The sequence below is a fragment of the Serratia sp. Ag1 genome (assembly GCF_000743355.1).
In the GTDB taxonomy this organism is placed as follows: domain Bacteria; phylum Pseudomonadota; class Gammaproteobacteria; order Enterobacterales; family Enterobacteriaceae; genus Chania.
The window spans coordinates 29607-51039 of the sequence record NZ_JQEI01000007.1 but is presented as its reverse complement, the minus strand read 5'-3'; the positions used below and the strand labels follow the sequence as shown (position 1 = coordinate 51039).

Genomic DNA, 21433 nt, shown 5'->3' with positions numbered 1-21433 from the left:
CGCTCATCAACACGGCTGCCTGCTTTAGTATTTCTTTTTCCATTTCCAGCCGTTTAATCTGCGCTCTGAGCGACTGGATTTCACGTTGCTCTGGTGTCAGTGCAGGATTGTCCGGCGTCACCCCGCTGACTTCTTCTTTGTACTGGCGTATCCATTTACGCAATTGGCTGGGGTCCAACTCCAGAGCGCGTGCAACCTCGATGGTTGACCGCTGCTACTTAACGACCTGCTCAATAGCTTCCAGTTGGAATTCAGGAGAAAAACGGCGTTTGGTCTGTTTAGGTTGAGTCATTATCAATTACCTCAATTGGCTGTAATTAAATTAACAGGCTATTGAGGTGTCCGGGATTACTGGTCCACTACAAAGACAGGCAATAATTCTTTCGCCAGCCTCTGTCGGAGCCACGCTACGGGTGGTGCGGGTCAAAAGCCGTATGTTTAACCGCTCTTCCAATGCTTTCATCGCATGGCTGAGCGCGGACTGTGAAACGCCAAGCTTACCGGCTGCTTTGGTAAAACTTCGCTCTCTTGCAACCACAAGAAAGATCTGCAGTTCGTTAAAGTTTTCTTTAAGCATTGGCGATTCCCTGATGCCAGCCCCCTCAAAGAGCACTGATGAAGGTGGTTCATAGATACCATCATATTAATCCAGTTAAGGCATTAATGATAATGATCTTACCCCTGCAGTGTGGACATACTCTCTGTGAGGCTCTGGCTTTCAACCTGCTCCCGTCTGGGCCGCCACAAACTCTGTGAGCAGCCCATCAGCCGTTAAACAAGTTAGCATCGAATCGAATGTGGCAATGTCACTGATAAGTCATGGTTAACGTGGTAATACTGTTCGCCACACCTGGCGTAACCGTGCTTTTCGTCTGGTAATAACGAGCCTGTAACGGGAGCGTCAGGGTGGTTGCGGAGGAATTACTAAGCAATATCCGTGCACCTAACGTCAGCGGTTTGCTGTTATACAGCAACTGCACCGCGATTCCCGTAGCAGCATCCGAGGCACTGTTCAGATTCAGCAGACCATTAGCGGCATCCTGAATATTCCCGTCAACCTGGAAACTGACCTGCGTTCCTGTCGAACAGGACAGGGAAATACTCAGGTCTTTCGTATTACTGCTGGCAGGTGTGCTACCAATACCGGTAAATTCGCTCTTTTTAACGTTGCCCATATCGACGCTAACGATGTTGTTATTGAGAGAACATCCTGTCGAATTCACGGAAAAGCTATAAAACCCAAACGTTACCTCAGGGGATTGCCAGGTCGACTGATTGTTTCTCAGCACCAACGCCCCCACCGTTGTCGCGTTCACCATCCCGGACGTAACCGGGCCGGTTTTGTAAAACACAATCCCTGGCGTGCCAGACATACTAGTAGGGTCAATCATTCCATTGGCTTTACATGCCAACCGCGTATTGACGTCCCCACCTATCGTATTTGTACCATCCACATTGCTCGCCGTACTGCTGCCACTACAACCAGTAGCCAGTACATAGACTGAATAACCAATGCCCGGGAGGTTGGTGCTATACACCCGTCTGCCATTGATCATCATGAGATAGTTCCCGTATGCCTTGACACCAAACTCTTGATAAGTCAGGGCTGGAGCACTGTTCACACAAGAAAAAGGGATGGAATTCGGAAAGAAAGCGCCCAGAATATCCCCAACAGCTGTATCACGGGCCACGGTTACTGTTGGGATCCCCCTGATGTAATTCGGCTGCGGTGTTGAACAGGTATAGGCTGCCGCCATTTTCGAAAACAACATCAATAAAGAAAAACTTAAAAAAAGAATAATACGCATAATTTCTCCACTCAGTGACAGACCAGCGTCACACCAGGCACAGAAGACGAGCTGCCCGTTAATCGATAAGGGGCACTGCACTGCCCTCCTTGCCACGTCACCTGTACCGTGCCCTGATCGGGCACGCCGGTCAGCCAGACGCGCTTCTGTTCATCCACAATGCCTGTTGCCGTACGCTGGTTGTTTTGTACGCTGGCCGTGGCTCCAAAAGGAATAGTCGTGCCTTGCAGGGTAAACATCACCTTCTGCCCCGAAGCCGTCGGGAAGTCAGCCAACACCAGTGCTCCATTTGTTGGCACGATGGTGCGTGTATCACTCAACAAGTCGACACCCTCTCCCAGCGATGAACTATCCAGCGTTAAACGGGTTCGCTGATAAGGGCTGACATAGGGCACTACGGCGTAACCCTGGCTATTGGTATACACCCCGGTGTTATTAAATAATTTCAGGCCTGCGGCGTCTTCGGCCCGCACGAGCGCCGTTGTCTCACCCAAGGGTTGCGTGAACGTCAGCCCATAAGGATGGAGAACCATGCCCCCCTGAGCGCCATACGTGAACTGTTGGCTCTGCCGTGAATAGTTGTAACCTGCCCGATATTCACCCGTTTGCCCTTTGTAATTCATCGTGACGTTGCCCATCGAGCCCGCATGCTGGCTGTTGTAACCCTGCTGCGCACTCCATGAGAGGTTATTATCGGCAAGAGCCGTCCCCGACAGACCGGTCATCATCGTGGTATCCCCACGTTTATTACTGGACCCTGTCATACTTAACCAAGTGTCAGGCAAGAACTTGCTCAGCGGAACTTGTACTGACAGCGAGAGCGTCTGATCGCTATTGTTAAAACGGGAAGCCTGTGAATACCCATAGTTCAGAGAGTAATTGATCCCGTTGTAACTGGTGCTGTACCCCGTATTGATCGTCCGCTCTTTATCGCCGCCCCAATAGCGCTGCTCAAAGGCTGACAGATACAGGCTGCCATAATCTCCCAGGCTCTGATTGATATTGGCCTGCGTCCGGCTACGTTTCGTTTGTGTCTCACGCCAGTTTCTATACGCTTGCTGCTCGTCTTTAGTCTGATAATCCGCTGGCATTTGATCGTAGTAATCACCGTTGGCTTCGTTAAAATCACGATAACCAGAAGTCGAATAACGATATCCCAGGACCGTAAATGTTGTGCCACTGGTAACAAGGTCTTTCGAATACTGAAAACGGAAAGAACCACCGGTCTTGGTATCATAGGCAAACTGGCTACGAGAAAATGTTCCATCCAGCGATACCGATCCTAAATCCCCAAGACCTTTCCCTATGCCTAAAGCCACAGAAGAATAGTCATTAGAGAAAATACCGCCGCCATACACCGTTGCGCTCCACGGTAGACCATAAATTCCCGACCCCTGAATAAAAGAGGGCTCTCTGCTCGCGATATCGGATGAACGATATTTACCTGCCGCCAGAGCATATTTAAAATGCCCTTCGCGCAGCATCACCGGCACGGCAGAAAATGGTTGCACCGAACGGCGCTCTGTTCCATCGGACTCGCGAATGATGATCTCCAATTCCCCTGACGTGGACGTTGGATATAAATCGTCGATCACAAAGGGGCCGGGAGGCACATATGACTGCCAGATAGTGTTCCCATTCTGGCGTATTGTGACCTGCGCATTGCTACGGGCAATCCCCCGGACAATCGGAGCAAATCCACGCTGACTCTCGGGCAGCATATTGTCATCGGAATAGAGTTGCAGGCCACGAAACGCGAAGCTATCAAAGACATCCGACTGCGTTTGCCCTTCCCCCATCACAAACTGGCTTCTCAGCGTTTTGATATCCCGGTGCAAAAAGGTACTGATCTGTTCCCACCGATCGCCTTCATGGCCTCTGGTGTAAGCACTGTAACTGCGCAAACGCCAGGCTCCCAGATTAACGCCACTTCTCAGATTAATATAATCGCTGCTGGCGGTTTCTGAAGCGCTGCTATTGTGGGTGGTAGAACCGGAATAGCTGTAATTAAGAAACAGCATATTCAAACCGTCATCCCACTCGGTTTCTGGTACATCCCCCTGCGGATTACTGGCCACATATTGTTGTGGAACGGTAATATTGAGACGCCGCTGAGGAAAATCAAAATCAATGTGGCTCTCAGGCAAAAGCTGCTCGATCCCGGCAATATTACTTTTCATATCAGCCTGCATCAGTGCTGGTGTCGCATTTTTAGCCACACCCCACAACAGCAGGTCTTCAGCCGTTATCTCTGGCGTCAGTTTTCCGCTCTCTGATGTAAAAGTAATATCACGCTCTGTGGCATAATTCCCATTCAGGTAAATAGATACCGTATAAATACCCGGAGCCTGACTGCCTACCTGACTGAATTGTGAAAGATCGATATCCCGAGACATATTACCGCGAATTTCAATCGAATCCGGGGCAAAATAATCATCCGCCTTAGCATTGGCTGCATACAGGTTGAGTAAGACTGCTGCGATAGGCAGGGTAAACTCTGATTTTAGCGATTTCTTATTATAATTAATTGGTCTCATTGGGCTATCTTTTTAAACTATTATAAAGTTGTTTGATGCTCTGCAGTGATACCGCCAAAGTCATTTATTGCACGCCAGTGAATCTGACTGCCTGGAGAAACACTTTGACCCAGCGATACTTCCTGACCCGGTAACACCATAGGAAGATTTTTGATTTCTTTACCGTTCACTTTTAAATCGTAAAGTGAAACGCTGTAAGGCGTTGGATTAGAAACAAAAAGCGCACCATTCTTGCGGTTGAATGTCAGTTCCTGCCATGCTGTTGCCGGATCCCCACTCAAACCAGCAGGCCGATAAATGAGTTTCATCCGGGCTTTCACCGCGATGAGCAGTTCATTATTTGCCTTGCTGTTGTTGGCAGGGATACTTTTAATATTCAACCAATAAACAGACTCTTTATCCTGTGGAAGCTGATTATTGCTTAACACTACCCGCACTGAATTCTGTGTATGAGGTTCGAGACGGAACAATGGCGGCGTGGTGATAAACGTTTCATCATTATCATCACCGTTTTCTGATTTATTCACCCAGGATTGAATAAGAAAGGGTCTATTATCAGGGTTGTTGACACTGATGGAAGCCTGCTTGCTGTTACCGTCATAAACAAGGCGGGTACCACCAATCTCCACGCCAGCAGAAGCAACGGCGGGCATTAAGAACATAAATAATAAAAGCGTACGTCGGGAAAACTGAAACATGGGTAAATCCTGTCTTGAGCAAAATAGGGCCGAAAACGGCCCTGCGATCTTACAGATACGTGATGGTGAACGTCGCTGTAGCATTAGCGCTACCAGCAGAAACAGAAGTGCCTGTCGCCATGTATTTAGCGATATAGGTCATTTCATTTACGCCAGTCGAGGTCAGCGTTTTAGCAGCTGAAGGTGAACCCACTGGAATCAGTGTGCTGCTGTTATCTTCATAGATAGCAACCCCAATATTCCCTGCGGTCTGTCCAGAATTCAGGCCGATAATTGCGGAGTTACCTGCTGCCGTCTTACCATCGAAACGTACTTTTGCGCTATTTGCAGCTACCGGGCAAGTCGTCAGTGAAATTGTAAAACGCGTTGGCGATGCCGTTGAACCTGCGCCACTAAATGCGCTGGTTGATACCGTTCCCAAATCTACAGTCTGATTGGCTGATGCGCTGTCAACAGTACAAGCAGTATCGGTCACATTGCCGGTGAAATTAATCACACCATCAGCAGCGTTTGCAGATTGTGCTGAAAATAATGCTGCTAACGTTGCAATTAATAAAGTCTTTTTCATGATATTTCCTTTGATAGAGATACTTAGTAGTAAACTATTACTTAAATGAATTTAAAGGTATAAACTGACGACTACTTAAACATATTATTAAGTAGTCACACTCACCTATGCGCAGGTTTAAAAACCGAAACACTGGATGTAAATGATATCAAGCACACCCCGCCATCAGTTATTGAGGCATATTATGCTCAGTTTTTATCAAATCCCTATAAGGAATACCTTAAAAGGTCAGAAATTACGTTTTTCACACACACTGATTTAGAAATGACATAAAAAAACAAAAATAAGGATTTCCTTATTTATTATTCTCTTTGTCGTTTATACCGTAGCGGGATGCCAAAAATTAACTATGATGCTATTTTATCACCGTCACGTCTGGCCCCCCATCAGCTCAAGACGTTATTGTACTTACTTGCGATAGCTTTGCTGTGTTGCATCATCGTCACAGCCATTTTTTATCTTTATTATTCCGTCAATAGCACGGTCGCCTTACCCATTTCTCAGCTGATTAAAAAAAACCTGCCTATTTTTTATGGCATAGCCGCTATGACCACTATGCTCACGATGTTTGTCGTCTTGAGCATTTGGTATGTGTCGCGGAAAGTTTTGCATCCGGTTCTCAGCCAGTTTTCAGCACTTGCGGATAGCGAGGCGCTGAATCGTAAATTGGTTGAGATGGCATCGGTTGGCCTGGCTCTGGTGCGAAGCAAAGATGCAGAACTGCTGTTTTCCAACGAACTGGCACAAACCTGGCTACAAAACGAGCGAGAGTGGTTTACCCGAATCTCAACGAAAAATGAGCCTTCCACCAGCCATGAACGAGTACTGCAAGATGGACGTACCATTCAGTTGAGTTGTACGCCGACGTTCTGGGAAGGCGAGTCTGCAATTCTCTGCGTGCTCAGTGATATTTCGGAACTGAAAGAGAGTGAATGTTCACTGGAGGAAGCCAAAAACGCAGCAGAATCGGCAAGCCAGGCAAAAACGCTCTTTCTCACCACAATGAGCCACGAAATACGCACCTTGCTGTACGGGATTTTGGGAACACTTGAGCTGTTCGCTCTCAGCGGATTAAGCGGGCAACAGCGTGAATATATGAAAACGCTTTTGCATTCATCCTCGAGTTTGCTGCGCATTGTGAACGACAGTCTGGACCTGTCCAGTATTGAAGCTGGCCAATTGACGCTGGAGAACGCGCCCTTTTCGCCGATGGAACTTGCCGAATTGGTCGTGGCAACCTATGCGGCGAAAGCAGAGAACAAGGGCCTACAGATCTATGCCATCTCTGATACCAGCGTCCCACATCTGCTGATGGGAGATGCCACCCGGGTGCGCCAGATCCTGGATAATCTGGTCAGTAATGCCGTCAAATTCACGCTCTCTGGCCATGTCGTGTTGAGAGTGAATGCCGCACAACCCTTTTGCGATAACGTCAGTCTGGCCTTTCAGGTTGTGGATACCGGGATTGGTATCACCTCCGAACATTTGCCCCGGCTGTTCGATCCGTACTTTCGCTCTGTCAATAAGTTCACTGGCAAAGATTCAGGCTCTGGCCTGGGGTTGTCCATCTGTTCACGCCTGGCCCAGTTAATGGAAGGCAAACTGTGGATCACCAGTGAACGCGGCCTGGGAACCCGTTTTACATTTGAGGTGACATTACCTTTGGCGAACGATGACAGCATGCCGCCATTCCCTCACTTATTGCCAGAGCCGGTTTACATTGATGGCACTGTGCCTGAGATCGTCAACAACCTGTGCGAGTGGTTACGCCATTGGGGAGCTCAGTCGCTGCCTTTTCGCAGCGTTACAACCCATGAGAGATCCAGGGGGATTCTGATTCAGACCTGGCCTTCATCAGTGCATACCGTGCCCTGGCGTGGCAAGCGGATTATCGCACTGCCGCCAACGTTAGATCATGAACTTAAAAGTGAAAATGACACGGTAATTACAGGCGCTTACAGCGTTATCGGCATAGGGCGCCTCGTGCAATCCATGCAGCGCAGCACCATTCCGGTGTCACCCGTCTCCCCTCCTTTTATTACGGAGAAATTTGATTTGCGTCTGTTGATTGTTGATGACAGCCCAATCAGCCACATGATTTTGCGTGAACAGTTGGAACTGCTGGGGTGCATGGTCACCTTAGCTAACAATGGTCATGATGCCATTGATTTGTTTGATGTTTTTAAATTTGATGCGGTAATAACAGATTTGCACATGCCCGAGCTGGATGGATATGAAGTCACCTGTAGGCTCCGAGAACAAGGATATGAAGGGCAGATAATCGGCCTGACTGGTAATGCCTACCAGGAGGAAAAAGAAAGAGGGTATGCGGCAGGAATGAGTTGCCTGTTGCGTAAGCCTCTGTCGCTATCACAGTTACGTGCGTTGTTGCGCACTATGAACAAAAGCAGGAGCTGACTTTATGCAGCCGAATTACAAAGTGCTGGTTCTGGATGAGCACCCGCATAGCATAAGACACATACATGCGATGTTACGTGCAACTGGCCTCTTTGATGTCCGCATTGCCAACAGTGCAGCCGGGGCTCTATCCCTATTGGAGAATCACCATTTCCATCTTGCCATCATTGATATGAGCATGCCCAATGTGGACGGCTTTCAGTTTATCAGCGAGATTAGCAAACGGCAGATGAACACCATGCTGGCGCTGGTCAGCACACGTTCACGTAGCCTGATGAACAGCGTGAGTCTGGTCGCCAAGGAGCATGGTTTGGCCGTGATTGGCACCTTCAATAAACCCTTCTGCGAAAAAGCACTGCAACTCCTCTTGCAGCAGATGAGATCCAAGGTAGGCGAAATCCCCCCCAAACACCGTGAATATGTGAACACCCAACATACGTTTGATAAACGTATGGTTGAGAATGGCCTGAAGATAGGGGATATCAAAGCCTGGTTCCAACCCAAAATTGACCTAGGCAGTGGCAAGATTGTCGGTGCTGAAGCCCTGACCCGCTGGGATCACCCAGAGTACGGGTTTATGGTCGCAGGCTCGTTTCTCGACGCAGTACGCCGCTATAAGCTCCAGCAGGCTCTTTTCTTTAGAATGCTGAATGATGCCCTAGATGCGCATCTGCTCTGGCAACACAGTGGCTACACCGTGCCGGTATCACTCAACCTTCCCGTTCCTTTGCTTGACGACCCTCAACTGCCTGACCAATTATTTCAACAGGTTACCGAGCGTGGCGTCGATCCGGCAAACCTGTGTTTCGAACTGCTGGAGGACGAGGCGATTTCTCACCCGGTAAATTATTATATGGGAACCAGTCGCTTACGTTTGAAAAAGTTCGGCTTGGCTCAGGATAACTTCGGGCGTGAATACAACTCAATGTACAGCCTGATCTCGACACCGTTTACTGAACTGAAGATTGATAAGTCCTTTGTGAATGGCGTCGCCGATGATGATATGCGGAAAACGGCGCTGATCTCCTCGGTGCAACTAGGCAGGCAGTTGGGGCTGACCGTCACGGCAGAAGGCGTTGAAACAACGCGTGACTTACAGTTTCTGCGCCGTATCGGTTGTGATTTTGCTCAGGGCTTTTTGATCTCTGCAGCCATTAGCGCCGAGGATTTTGGGATTCTTCTGGTCGCCGAAGACAGCGATGTGTATTCGCTGTCCTCGTTCACTTTTTAGGTGAGCATCGCCCATGCGAGATGGATTGGTGTTGAACAGATGAGTTATTCCACCTTTTTCAACGATAATCTCTGGCTGTCGTGCGCTGCGCTGCTGCTGTTATTACTCAGCACGCTGGGGGGGCTCTTATATATGCGCTGGCATAACCGCCACGTGATCTTACCCACGCAGGAAACCCAGCGACAAATACTCGAAAACGATGCCTTCAACCAAACGCTGATCCAAACTGCCCCGGTGGCGCTGTGCCTTATTGCCCGTGATAATGGGCACCTGCTGTTTGCTAACGCGCTGGGGCTAGACTGGCTGGACACAACGCCCGGGCAACCATTAAAAAACACAGAAGCCATGGCGGCTCTGCTCAACCTGGTACAGTATGCCACTCAAGATGGCACGATCGAGCGGTTTGACATCTCCAGCGAGCGGACACTTTATGTGACTTATGCCCCCACACGCTATAAGCAACAGGACGCCATTCTTTGTGCATTCACAGATGTGACGTCCCATGCTGAAGTGGAACGCAACCTGATCCGCGCCAGAAAAGCCGCAAATGACGCTGACGAAGCAAAAACCACCTTCCTGGCAACCATGAGCCACGAAATCCGCACCCCCTTGTATGGAGCACTGGGTACGCTGGAGCTGCTTTCCATGACGCAATTGAACAGCCAGCAACGTCAGTATGCGGAACGGATTGAAGATGCCTCACAAATGCTGTTGCAGATTATCAGCAATATTCTGGACATCAATAAGATCCGAGCCGGGCAACTCCAGTTGGAACAGACCACATTCAACCCACGGGAGTTAGTACAAAACTGTACCAGCACTTATGCTGGAATGGCTTATCGTAAGGGATTACTGCTTTTTTCCACCGTCACGACGGACGTTCCCGTGAAGATCGCAGGCGATCCGGCCAAGCTACGCCAAATCCTGAATAACCTCATCAGCAATGCCATAAAGTTTACTGAAACAGGTTTTATCATTGTGCGCCTGGGCCTGATCGAGAACGTTTCTTCAAGGCCGCGTTTATTACTGGAAGTGTGTGACAGCGGCATAGGGATCAGCAAACATCGCCAAGAGAAACTTTTCACGCCGTTCTATCTTGCCGATACTGAACACAATATTGCTGGAGGCGCTGGCCTGGGGCTCTCTATCTGTGCGCGCTTGGCTGAGTTGATGAATACAAAAATTCAATTCAGGAGTGAACCCATGATGGGCAGCCGATTCTTCTTCGAGTTAGAATTTAGGCGCTTGTTTGAAGCCCCTCCGGTCAAGCCAGAACTCCATAAATCTAAAGTCTGGGTGCGCACCCCTCATCCAGAGTTAACAGAGAATATCTGCGCTTGGTTAAACCAATGGGGAGCACGGGCAACAGCTGTTGATGAGATACCGGAAGCGATTGATGCCTCTGCGGTGATGCTGGACGTGACACGCAGGCCACATAACGTTACCGTCGACTGGCAGAGCCGGTATCTTGAGCTTTCTTTATCCGGGGAAACAGGCCCATCAGGAATCGATGCCTACTGCATGAGCAGCATTGGATTTGGTATCGATCGCCTGATTCGCAACAAAGCGCATATTCCGGCCTCCGCAGCGGATTCACGACACGCTCATCTACGCATCCCGGTAACAGAAGATGATCCGCCTGACCGGGTTACGCTGCAATTGGCTGAATAGACCCGAGTATCTCGGGTTAAAAGACTTTGTTGTCATCAAGCTCAGATAAGAGGCACTGCCTGCCCCCTTATCTGCTCTTATGAGTGTGCTAACTGCGAACCAGATCGTCGCCGTAGCCAATCCATTTATAGGTGGTTAGCGCATCCAACCCCATCGGGCCACGCGCGTGCAGTTTCTGGGTACTCACTGCGACTTCGGCTCCCAAACCAAACTGACCGCCGTCGGTGAAACGGGTGCTGGCGTTAACGTATACCGCCGAAGAATCCACCGCGCGCACAAAGTACTCGGCATTGCTCAGTGAACGGGTCAGGATCGCATCCGAGTGGCTGGTGCCATGGATGCGGATATGGTCGATCGCCTGATCGACATCGTCCACCAGCGTCACGTTCATATCCAGCGATAACCATTCGTCGTCGTAGTCTTTCGCCTCTACTGCCACCACCCGTGCCGGGCCTTCATGCAGCAATGGCATAGCATTATCGCTGGCATGCAGCGTCACCCCCACCGCAGCCATACGCGCACTCAGTGCAGGCAAGAAGCTGTTAGCAATAGTGCGGTTAACCAACAGGGTTTCTACCGAGTTGCAAGCACTTGGCCGTTGGATCTTGGCATTTTCAATCACCGTCAGCGCTTTGTCATAGTCCACGCTGTCATCCACGTAGATATGGCACACACCAATGCCGCCAGTAATCACCGGGATCGTCGATTGCTCGCGGCACAGTTTGTGTAAACCGGCACCACCACGCGGGATCAGCATATCGACATAACGATCCATACGCAGCAGCTCATTCACCAGTGCGCGATCGGGGCTTTCGATCGCCTGCACGGCGGCGGCAGGCAGGCCGCATTGTTCCAACGCTTGCTGGATCACTTTCACCGTAGCCTGATTGGTGTGGTGCGTTTCTTTGCCACCCCGCAAAATAACGGCGTTGCCGGTTTTCAGGCACAGACTGGCCACGTCGATAGTCACATTCGGGCGTGCTTCATAGATCACCCCAATCACGCCGAGCGGCACACGGCGGCGCTCCAGCTTCAGGCCACTGTCCAACAGGCTGCCATCCAGTACGTGCCCCACCGGATCGCTCAAACGGCACACCTGCCGCACGTCATTGGCAATCGCGGCCAAACGGGCGGGGGTGAGCAACAGACGATCCAGCAGAGCTTCACTCATCCCCGCCTCACGCGCCTGCACCATGTCCTGCTCATTAGCCTGCAGGATCGCTTCGCTATTGGCTTCCAGCCGATCCGCCATCACGGCCAACGCCTGATTTTTCTTTGCCGTGCTCAGTACCGCCAGTTGCCAGGAGGCCTGCTTCGCGGCTCTCCCCATCTGCTCAAGCATGCTCACTCCTTAGCTGACAATCATATCGTCGCGGTGGACTGCCACCGGGCCGTACTCATAACCCAAAATTTCATTGATTTCCTGCGAATGGTGCCCGGCGATCATGCGCATCGCATCGCTGTTATAACGGCTGACGCCGTGAGCCAGATCGCGGCCCGCCAAGTTGCAGATGCGGATCACTTCGCCACGGGAAAAATCACCTTTGACGTTGCGAATCCCTTTGGGCAGCAGTGAACTACCGCGCGCCATAATGGCATCGATCGCCCCGTCATCAACCGTGATCTCCCCCGCAGGCGGAGCACCAAAGATCCAGCGTTTACGGTTCTCCAACGGGGTTTCCAGCGCATGGAAACGGGTACCCACCGGGTTCCCTTCGATCACATCAGCAACCACGCCCGGTTTGCTGCCCGCAGCAATAATCACGTCAATGCCCGCACGGCAAGCGACATCGGCGGCCTGCAATTTCGTGCCCATACCGCCAGTGCCCAGGCCGGATACGCTGTCACCAGCGATGGCGCGCAGCGCATCATCCACGCCATGCACTTCACGGATCAGTTCTGCTGTGGGGTTATTACGCGGATCGGCGGTGTACAAACCCTGCTGATCGGTCAGCAGCAGCAGTTTGTCCGCCCCGGCCAGAATCGCAGCCAGTGCCGACAGGTTGTCGTTATCACCGACTTTGATTTCTGCGGTAGCGACCGCGTCGTTTTCGTTGATCACCGGCACGATGCGGTTATCCAGCAGCGCACTCATGGTGTCACGGGCATTGAGGAAACGTTCGCGGTCTTCGAGATCGGCTCGCGTCAGCAGCATTTGGCCGACATGGATACCGTAAATAGAAAACAGTTGCTCCCACAGTTGGATCAGGCGGCTTTGCCCTACCGCCGCCAACAGTTGTTTAGAAGCGATGGTGGCGGGCAGTTCAGGGTAACCCAAGTGCTCGCGCCCGGCAGCGATCGCCCCGGAAGTGACAATAACAATACGGTGACCCGCCGCATGCTGCTGCGCGCACTGGCGCACCAGTTCGACAATATGGGCACGGTTCAGACGCAGCGATCCGCCGGTCAACACGCTGGTACCCAATTTCACAACCAAGGTCTGGCTGCTGCTCATAATATCTCTGCCGTTGAAATAGAAGGGAATGCAAAGAACTTTTTAACAGGAGACACGCGTTATGCCAACAGGCACAACGCGATTTCAGCGCATTTGTAGAATGAAAATGCTTTAGGCGGAAAGTTTTATCGGTTTTTCATTAAGATCGGCGGCAGGTTCCAACACCAACTCCATGCTGGTCATCAGTTCCTCAAGGCGAGAATGAAAATCGCGCAGCGTGGTTTCTAACTTTTCCTGTACTTCACGATCTTTAATCTTTTCAGCCTTCCATTGCCCCTCTTTGTTAAACAAACCAAACTGATAAACATAGGTAAAACGCGATTGAACGGCCTGCAGTTCGATCCACCATCCCCAGAATTCACGCTTTTCCGGAGCGGGTTTCACATTGACGCAAACCGCTAAACAATCAAAAAAGAAACGGTCCTGCTCACATTTGCCTTCACGAAGATAAGGCCCCAGGCTGGCAAAGCGTTTCATCAACCGGCTTTTCGGATGGCCACTTGGTAACGTCATTCTTTAACCTCCTCAGATATAGACCATACTATTTAGCAAACTATTGGGAATTAGCAACTGGTTAACGCATTTTATCTTTCAACCAGTTACAAATCTCCAGCAACGACTTGTGGAAACTCTCATAGACCGGTGAACGAGGGATAGCGATCAGTTTGCCATTCAGTGAAGATGAGGCGATCAATTGCGCTTCCGCCTTCGGGCTGAGCGGATCGCCATCCCAGTAAGCTGCCAGCATCGGCGTTGGGCAACGGCGGCCAAGCAGCCCCTGAGTTTTCAGCGAATAACGGTTCAGTTCGGTTCTCAATACGCTGTCGGAAGCGTCAGACATGCCCATGCGGCTGGCTATCACATCCATATACATGTCGGGCACGCAGTCCTGGCATTGGGCTTCGCACAGCAGGCTGTGTACCAACGCCCCAACGCAGGCCACGCCGCGTAACCGGTTCGCCTCCAGGTAAGCCAGACGCACCGCCACATTGGCACCAAAACGGAAGCCAAAGGCGGCAACGCGTTGATGATCGATCCACGGCACTGAAGGCAGTTGCGTCAGCACCTGTTGGTGCAGAAAACTGGAATCTTGCGTCAGCTTCCATTTGTAAGATGAACCAATAGAGGGCATATCAATAGTCAGCATCGCAATACCCAGCGGGGCCAAGTAATCACGGAACAGGCGATGATAGTCGGTCTGCAAGGTGTCTAGGCTGCCGCACATCAGCACCGTCGGGAACGGTGCCTGTCCGTTTTCCGGCATATGCAGAAAACCGGTGATCGCGCTACCGCCCTCAATGGCAAACTCCAGTTCTTTAAGCTGATACGGTAACAGCAACGCCGCTTCTTCATACGCACGGTTGGACAGCACCTCTGCCTGCTCGGCCAGTTCATCCCCTTTCAGATGCGGATAACCGGCAATGCTGTAGAGATTGGCGGCATTGAGCCAATACTGCCCGCCCAGCAGCGGATCTTGCTGTTCCAACGCCCGCTGCTGCCATTTCATGCCTTGGCGCACCCACTCATAAATCCAGTTGCCGTTGCGGTAACCCACCACGGTATCCAGCAGGTGATCGTCGCTGTGCTCGGCGTTCGAATTGGCAATGCGCGCCAGTACTTCGCTGATTTCCAGCGGATCAATACCACGCCAGGTCCACAACAGGTGATTAAGCATGCGATACCAGTTGTTGCCAGTATCCCCCTCCAACGCCGAATGCATATCTGCCCCCACTGCGTGATGAGCGCGGGTGACCAGCGTCGAGGTTTCGACATGTTTAAATGAAGGTTTGAACAGTACTTCAGAAAGGTTGGCTTGTGCCATGGTAACAACAACCTCCGAGAATCTTGCTTCAAGGCCAATATCCGCCGGATTTCAAAGTGCAGCTTGAAAGGCAACGGGTATCAAATAGCCGAAATGTCTGAAGGTAGTGTACCTAACTCTGGCGACAGACACCAAAGCTCAGCGGACAGAATGTGGGGGAATTTACAGAAGATGACGAACTCAGGCTACCGGGGCCATAAAAACAAACGCCCGGCAAAACCGGGCGCTTTGGCTGAACTCAACGGCCACCGATCGGTGGCACAAAGGCTACGCCCATGTCCCATGGCTGCTCGATCCAGGTATCCTGAGGAATATCAACCACATAATCGTCAACCAGTGGGCGACCTGCCGGTTTGGCGAAAATAGTGACAAAGTGGGCTTTCGGATACATTTCACGAATCGCTTTCGCGGTGCCGCCGGTATCGACCAGATCATCAACCACAATGAAACCTTCACCATCACCCTCGGCGCGTTTCAGCACTTTCATCTCACGCTGGTTGTCATGGTCGTAGCTGGAAATGCACACGGTATCTACATAGCGAATACTCAGTTCACGCGCCAGCAAAGAGGCTGGAACCAGGCCACCACGGCTGACGGCAATGATGCCTTTCCATTGGTCAGCAGGTAACAGGCGGTGAGCCAGTTTGCGCGCTTGCATTTGCAACATGTCCCAAGTAACAACGTATTTTTCGCTCATAGAATGTGTGGTCCCGGCCAGCAGTTGATGTGGCTTATTCAGTAATCAGGGGAAAAAAGGTTGCGCGAGATTATAGAGACTGCCAGCGCTGAATACCAGTTTAACGGTGGAATTCATCTCTATTTTATCTGCTGGCAAGAGGAGTCATTGATGCGGATCAACTCATCTACTACCTAGTAAATCGGGAGATCTCACTGGCTAAGCCGCACAATAGGGTACGCGCACGCCCTAGAATAAAATGATATTCTCACAGCATCGTGCCACCATGCACAGATATCAACTTACCTTAACCACACAGCATGCCCTCCGCAGGGTGTGCTGTTAGAGGAGACCTCTAGTGTCTGAATTGTCTCAACTTTCGCCACAGCCGCTGTGGGATATTTTTGCCAAGATTTGTTCGATTCCCCACCCTTCGTACCATGAAGAAGCGCTGGCACAGCACATCCTCAGTTGGGCAAAAGAAAAGAACCTGCACGCCGAGCGCGATCAGGTGGGCAATATCCTGCTGCGCAAGCCAGCCACCAAAGGCATGGAAAACCGTAAACCGGTAGCGCTGCAGGCCCACCTCGACATGGTGCCACAGAAAAATAATGATACCGTTCACGACTTCGCCAAAGATCCAATCCAGGCTCACGTTGATGGCGAATGGGTGAAAGCCCGTGGTACTACGCTGGGTGCCGATAACGGCATCGGCATGGCCTCTGCGCTGGCCGTTCTGGCCGATGAGCGCGTTGAGCACGGCCCACTGGAAGTGCTGCTGACCATGACTGAAGAAGCCGGTATGGATGGCGCTTTTGGGCTGCAACCCCACTGGCTGCAGGCCGATATTCTGATCAACACCGATTCCGAAACGGAAGGCGAAATCTACATGGGTTGCGCTGGCGGTATTGATTTCATCACGACTTTACCACTGCAGCGTGAAGCAGTACCTGCCGGTTATCAAACCCTGAAACTGACCATCAAGGGCTTGAAGGGCGGCCACTCTGGCGCAGAAATTCACCAGGGTTTGGGTAATGCCAACAAGCTGCTGGCGCGTTTCCTGTTTGCTCATGCACAAGAACTGGATCTGCGTCTGCTGGATCTGAACGGCGGTACGCTGCGTAATGCGATCCCTCGTGAAGCTTCAGCGGTGGTTGCCGTACCCGCAGCCAAGGCCGATGAGCTGAAAGCCCTGAGCCAGCACTATCTGGCTATCCTGAAAAACGAACTGGCAGCGAAAGAGAAAAATATCACCGTGCTGCTGGATCCTGCTACCAGTACATCACAGGCCATGACCACCAGCAGCCAGGCGCGTTTTATCGCTCTGCTGAACGGTACGCCTAACGGTGTGATCCGTATGAGTGATGAAGTCAAAGGTGTGGTGGAAACCTCACTGAACGTCGGCGTCGTCACCACCAACGAACAAGAAGCCGAGATCATTTGCCTGATCCGCTCCCTGATCGACAGCGGTAAAGATGACGTGGTGGGGATGCTGAGCGCACTGGGTCAACTGGCTGGTGCTCACACCGAAGCCAAGGGGGCCTATCCAGGCTGGCAGCCGGATGCCAACTCACCGGTCATGCAATTGGTGCGTGAAACCTACCAGAAGCTGTTTAACAGCACACCGAACATTATGGTGATCCACGCCGGGTTGGAATGTGGCTTGTTCAAAAAACCTTACCCACATATGGATATGGTTTCGATTGGGCCAACCATCACCGGGCCACACTCGCCAGATGAGCAGGTGCATATTGCCAGCGTCGGGCAGTATTGGCAGTTGTTGACCGAACTGCTGAAAGCGATCCCTGAACGCCACTAAAAGTCATGCTGCAAGGGTGTAATATTACGCCCTTGCAGATATATACCCGTGCATGATTACCACGCCAGCACCAGTTGCCGTTCAAGCTGCGGATCCAGCAAGGTGACATGCAGGCCAACCAAGCGTACACCGCGCCCTTCACGTCGCTCTTGCCAAACCTGGCGTGCAACGTTAACCAAATCCTCTTGGTTCAGTACTGGCCAGATATGCTCCTGCGTGGTCTGCTGAAAGTCTTGAAACTTGAGCTTAACCCCTTGCCGGGCAATGTGCAGATCCGGTTTCACCTTGCGCAAACGCATCTCCAACTCGGGATACAGCTTGTCGATAATCAACGTTTCGCAATCTTCCCAACGATGGATATCTGCCGCCAGCGTGCGCTCAACGCCAACCGATTTGCGTAAACGCTCGGGGGAAACTTCACGTTCATCAATCCCCTGGCTGCGTTCCCACAGCACCCGACCAAACTTGCCGAAACTTTTTAACAATGCGGCCAGATCGTATTGCTGCACATCAGCGCAGGTGAATAACCCCAGTTCCTCCAGCCGTTTGGCGGTGACTTTACCCACACCGGGGATCTTGCCGAGCGGCAATTGTTGCAGAAATGCCGGAACCTGCGCCGGTGTAATCACATATTGCCCGTTAGGTTTATTCAATTCAGAGGCGATCTTGGCGAGGAATTTAATTGGCGCGATCCCGGCAGAGGCGGTGAGCTGCAGTTCATCCGAGATCGCCTGGCGGATCTGTTGGGCGATCAACGTGGCTGAGCCACTGCACAGTGAGCTGTCGCTCACATCCAGATAGGCTTCATCCAACGACAGCGGTTCAATCAGTGACGTGTAACGGGCAAAAATGGTGCGGATATGTTGAGAGGCTTCTTTATAGGCCGCCATTCGCCCCGGTAACAATTTCAGATGCGGGCAAAGCTTGAACGCCATGGCGGTGGACATCGCGCTGCGCACTCCAAAACGGCGCGCAGGATAGTTGGCGGTGCTGATCACTCCGCGCCGTTCGGCACTGCCGCCGATCGCCAAGGGAATATCACGCAGGCTAGGGTCGTCGCGCATTTCTACCGCTGCGAAGAAGCAGTCCATATCCACATGAATAATTTTACGCATCTCGCCCTCCCACAATACTGTTTAAATATACAGTAAATTACAGAGAACTCAAACGCAGAAATACACGGATTAGATCATCAAGGGGTTCTGCCTACAGAACCCCTTGATATGCAAACGTTATAAGATGCGGTGTTTTTCCAGTTGCTCACGCCGCCGCGCTTCTTTCGCCAGGCGCTTTTTACGTGCATCACAGGGCTCTGGGCAATCGCAAACTTTCTCCATTCCCAATGCGGTTATCCCCCCGCAACTGCCTTGCAGGGTTTTGCGCCGGAACAGATAGCCCAGTGACATGCCACCAACCACCAGCAGAAACAGCACAAAGGATGCAACGAATACCGTCAGCATAACCGCCTCACTCGCTTTTCTTCAGGTAGGGTTTAAACGCCTCGGAATAATGCTCTTCAAAACCGGCGGCGGTTTTCACGATCATCAATACCGGGATCCCCATCAGTTCGGCCAGCGCCATACCCCGCTCCGGCCCCAGCACATTCAAACCGGTGGCCAGGCCGTCGGCAGTCATGCACTGCGGGCTGATTACGGTAACCGACACCAGATGATGAGCGATCGGCTTACCGGTCGATGGATCGATAGTATGAGAATAGCGCACGCCATCGTATTCGAAGTAATTACGGTAATCCCCAGAGGTCGCAATAGACATTTCCCCCGGTTCAATCACCAAATGAGCCTGTTGCTCGCCACCCGCTACCGGGCGTTCAATGGCGATTCGCCACGGTTTTTTCTCGCCGTTATGGCCACGGGTGCGTACCTCACCACCAATATCAACCATATAGTTTTTGATGTGCTGTGATTGCAGATATTCTGCGATCACATCAACGCCATAGCCTTTGGCGATAGCAGAGAGATCGACATACAGTTCCGGGATACGCTTCACCAGCGCATTACCTTCAACCGATAACTTGTCGATCCCGGTCCAACTGCGCCGCAATGCCAGCTCAGCGGCGCTCGGCACCTTATTCGGACGGCCTTCCGGGCCAAACCCCCACAGATTCACCAGCGGCCCAACGGTCACATCAAGCGCGCCATCGGTCACCCGGTTGATCCGCAGTGCTTCCAGCACCACTTCCGTGGTGGCAGCGGAAACCGGGAACGGTTTGTTCACTTCGCGGCTGGCGTTAAAACGGCTCAGTTCAGACTCTGGCCGATAGGTCGACATCTGATCATTAACCTGCTCGAGCCGTTTATCAATCTCGCTCCGCAGCGTCTCAACGGCAGGGGTTTCTTCCCCAGGAACAAACCGGATCGAGTAATAGGTTCCCATGGTTTTGCCATCGAGATTTTCCTGCTTCGGCTCACACCCCGCCAACAGCAAAGTGGCGCTAAGCGCCACTATTGTCATGCAAAACTTCATTCCAAACCGCCTGTTCAGCCACCAAAGTCATCAAGCATGATGTTATCGTCTTCGACACCCAGATCTTTCAGCATCTTGATCACTGCCGCGTTCATCATCGGCGGGCCACACATGTAAAACTCACAATCTTCCGGTGCCGGATGGTTCTTCAGATAGTTTTCCAGCAGGACGTTGTGGATAAAGCCGGTATAGCCCGTCCAGTTATCCTCCGGTTGCGGATCGGAGAGCGCCACGTGCCAAGTAAAGTTTTCGTTCTCTTCCTGCAGATGATTGAAATCATCCTCATAGAACATTTCACGCAGGGAACGAGCACCGTACCAGAAGGTGATTTTGCGTTTGGATTTGAGGCGCTTCAGTTGATCGAAAATGTGTGAACGCATCGGCGCCATACCGGCACCACCGCCGATAAACACCATTTCGGCCTGAGTCTCTTTGGCAAAAAATTCGCCAAATGGGCCGGAGATCGTCACCCTATCGCCCTCTTTCAGCGACCAGATATAGGAAGACATAATGCCCGGCGGGGCCTCAGGATTATTCGGCGGCGGCGTGGCAATACGCACGTTGAGCATGATGATGCCCTTTTCATCTGGGTAGTTAGCCATTGAATAGGCACGCACCGTTGTCTCATTCACCACCGAACGGAAGCGGAACAGGTTGAATTTATCCCAATCCCCCCGGTATTCCTGCGGTACTTCAAAATCGTCATAGCTCACTTCGTGCGCTGGCGCTTCGATCTGGATAAAGCCCCCCGCGCGGAATGGGACGTCTTCGCCATCAGGAATCCTCAACTTCAGCTCTTTGATAAAGGTCGCTTGGTTATCATTAGAGATAACCTCGCACTCCCATTTCTTCACGCCAAAGATCTCTTCTGGCAGTTCGATCTTGAGGTTCTGCTTGACGTTCACCTGGCATGCCAGGCGACAGCCCTCTTTGGCTTCACGCTTACTGATATGGGAAAGCTCGGTGGGCAGAATATCGCCGCCGCCCTCTTTGATCACCACCCGGCACTGACCACAGGAACCGCCACCACCGCAGGCCGAGGAAACAAAGATCCCTTGGCTGGAAAGCATGTTGAGCAGCTTATCCCCTGCGGGCGCGGTAAAGCTTTTATCCCGATCGCCATTAACCTCAACGGCGATATCACCGGTATTCACCAGCTTGGATTTGGCAAACAGAATCAGCAGTGCCAACACCATAACGATGCCGGTGAACATCGCGACGCCTAAAATAATTTCCATAAATACTT

General features: G+C 51.6%; 17 protein-coding genes and 2 pseudogenes. 4 read left to right on the top strand and 15 right to left on the bottom strand.

Annotated features, from left to right (window positions below):
- The 6 genes and pseudogenes from IV04_RS26695 to IV04_RS03970 form a co-directional block, all read right to left on the bottom strand.
- Positions 1-292 (bottom strand): annotated as a pseudogene (locus IV04_RS26695) (transposase); the annotation flags it as partial.
- A gap of 72 nt (positions 293-364) precedes the next feature.
- A pseudogene (locus IV04_RS03990) lies at positions 365-577 on the bottom strand (LysR family transcriptional regulator); the annotation flags it as partial.
- A 229-nt stretch (positions 578-806) separates the two neighbouring features.
- The gene (locus IV04_RS03985; protein ID WP_152562799.1) at positions 807-1559 is read right to left on the bottom strand and encodes a fimbrial protein; all 753 of its coding nucleotides are present in this window, start codon (positions 1557-1559) and stop codon (positions 807-809) included.
- 260 nt (positions 1560-1819) lie between these two features.
- Complete coding sequence (locus tag IV04_RS03980; RefSeq protein ID WP_037440625.1) at positions 1820-4345, bottom strand: fimbria/pilus outer membrane usher protein; 2526 nt, start codon at positions 4343-4345, stop codon at positions 1820-1822.
- A gap of 20 nt (positions 4346-4365) precedes the next feature.
- Entirely contained in the window at positions 4366-5043 is a 678-nt protein-coding gene (locus IV04_RS03975) for a molecular chaperone (protein ID WP_037403810.1), read from the bottom strand.
- Between the two features lie 49 nt (positions 5044-5092).
- Positions 5093-5611: a fimbrial protein gene (locus IV04_RS03970; protein WP_037403812.1), complete on the bottom strand. Its 519-nt coding sequence runs from the start codon at positions 5609-5611 to the stop codon at positions 5093-5095.
- A 333-nt stretch (positions 5612-5944) separates the two neighbouring features.
- Between IV04_RS03970 and IV04_RS03965 the strand changes: the two genes are divergently transcribed.
- The 3 genes from IV04_RS03965 to IV04_RS03955 are packed head-to-tail and all read left to right on the top strand — an operon-like array spanning position 5945 to position 10931.
- A complete protein-coding gene (locus IV04_RS03965) occupies positions 5945-8029 on the top strand; it encodes an ATP-binding protein (RefSeq protein WP_081893160.1) in 2085 nt (694 codons plus the stop codon).
- Between the two features lie 4 nt (positions 8030-8033).
- Complete coding sequence (locus IV04_RS03960; protein WP_037403814.1) at positions 8034-9260, top strand: EAL domain-containing protein; 1227 nt, start codon at positions 8034-8036, stop codon at positions 9258-9260.
- Positions 9261-9299: 39 nt separating this feature from the next.
- A complete protein-coding gene (locus tag IV04_RS03955) occupies positions 9300-10931 on the top strand; it encodes an ATP-binding protein (protein ID WP_051916650.1) in 1632 nt (543 codons plus the stop codon).
- A gap of 88 nt (positions 10932-11019) precedes the next feature.
- Here the strand turns inward: IV04_RS03955 and proA are convergent, their stop codons facing one another.
- The 5 genes from proA to gpt form a co-directional block, all read right to left on the bottom strand.
- The gene (gene proA / locus IV04_RS03950) at positions 11020-12273 is read right to left on the bottom strand and encodes a glutamate-5-semialdehyde dehydrogenase (RefSeq protein WP_037403816.1); all 1254 of its coding nucleotides are present in this window, start codon (positions 12271-12273) and stop codon (positions 11020-11022) included.
- Positions 12274-12282: 9 nt separating this feature from the next.
- A complete protein-coding gene (gene proB, locus IV04_RS03945; protein ID WP_037403817.1) occupies positions 12283-13386 on the bottom strand; it encodes a glutamate 5-kinase in 1104 nt (367 codons plus the stop codon).
- A 111-nt stretch (positions 13387-13497) separates the two neighbouring features.
- Positions 13498-13899: a sigma factor-binding protein Crl gene (gene crl / locus IV04_RS03940; RefSeq protein ID WP_037403818.1), complete on the bottom strand. Its 402-nt coding sequence runs from the start codon at positions 13897-13899 to the stop codon at positions 13498-13500.
- 61 nt (positions 13900-13960) lie between these two features.
- Positions 13961-15208, bottom strand: coding sequence for an esterase FrsA (frsA, locus tag IV04_RS03935; protein ID WP_037403819.1), 1248 nt, complete (start codon positions 15206-15208; stop codon positions 13961-13963).
- 238 nt (positions 15209-15446) lie between these two features.
- Entirely contained in the window at positions 15447-15905 is a 459-nt protein-coding gene (gpt, locus tag IV04_RS03930; protein ID WP_037403820.1) for a xanthine phosphoribosyltransferase, read from the bottom strand.
- Between the two features lie 337 nt (positions 15906-16242).
- On the opposite strand from gpt, the gene pepD reads away from it, so the two are divergent.
- Positions 16243-17703 carry a beta-Ala-His dipeptidase gene (pepD, locus tag IV04_RS03925; protein ID WP_037403822.1) on the top strand — a complete coding sequence of 487 codons (1461 nt, stop codon included), beginning with the start codon at positions 16243-16245 and terminating at the stop codon, positions 17701-17703.
- A 56-nt stretch (positions 17704-17759) separates the two neighbouring features.
- On the opposite strand, the gene dinB is transcribed toward pepD, so the two are convergent.
- From dinB to nqrF, 4 genes are all read right to left on the bottom strand, one after another.
- Complete coding sequence (gene dinB / locus IV04_RS03920) at positions 17760-18818, bottom strand: DNA polymerase IV (protein ID WP_037403824.1); 1059 nt, start codon at positions 18816-18818, stop codon at positions 17760-17762.
- A gap of 117 nt (positions 18819-18935) precedes the next feature.
- Positions 18936-19163, bottom strand: coding sequence for a (Na+)-NQR maturation NqrM (nqrM, locus tag IV04_RS03915; protein WP_037403826.1), 228 nt, complete (start codon positions 19161-19163; stop codon positions 18936-18938).
- 7 nt (positions 19164-19170) lie between these two features.
- Positions 19171-20187 carry an FAD:protein FMN transferase gene (locus IV04_RS03910; RefSeq protein WP_037403828.1) on the bottom strand — a complete coding sequence of 339 codons (1017 nt, stop codon included), beginning with the start codon at positions 20185-20187 and terminating at the stop codon, positions 19171-19173.
- Positions 20188-20201: 14 nt separating this feature from the next.
- Positions 20202-21425, bottom strand: a complete 1224-nt coding sequence (gene nqrF, locus IV04_RS03905) for an NADH:ubiquinone reductase (Na(+)-transporting) subunit F (protein WP_037403830.1) — start codon at positions 21423-21425, stop codon at positions 20202-20204.
- Positions 21426-21433 lie beyond the last annotated feature (8 nt).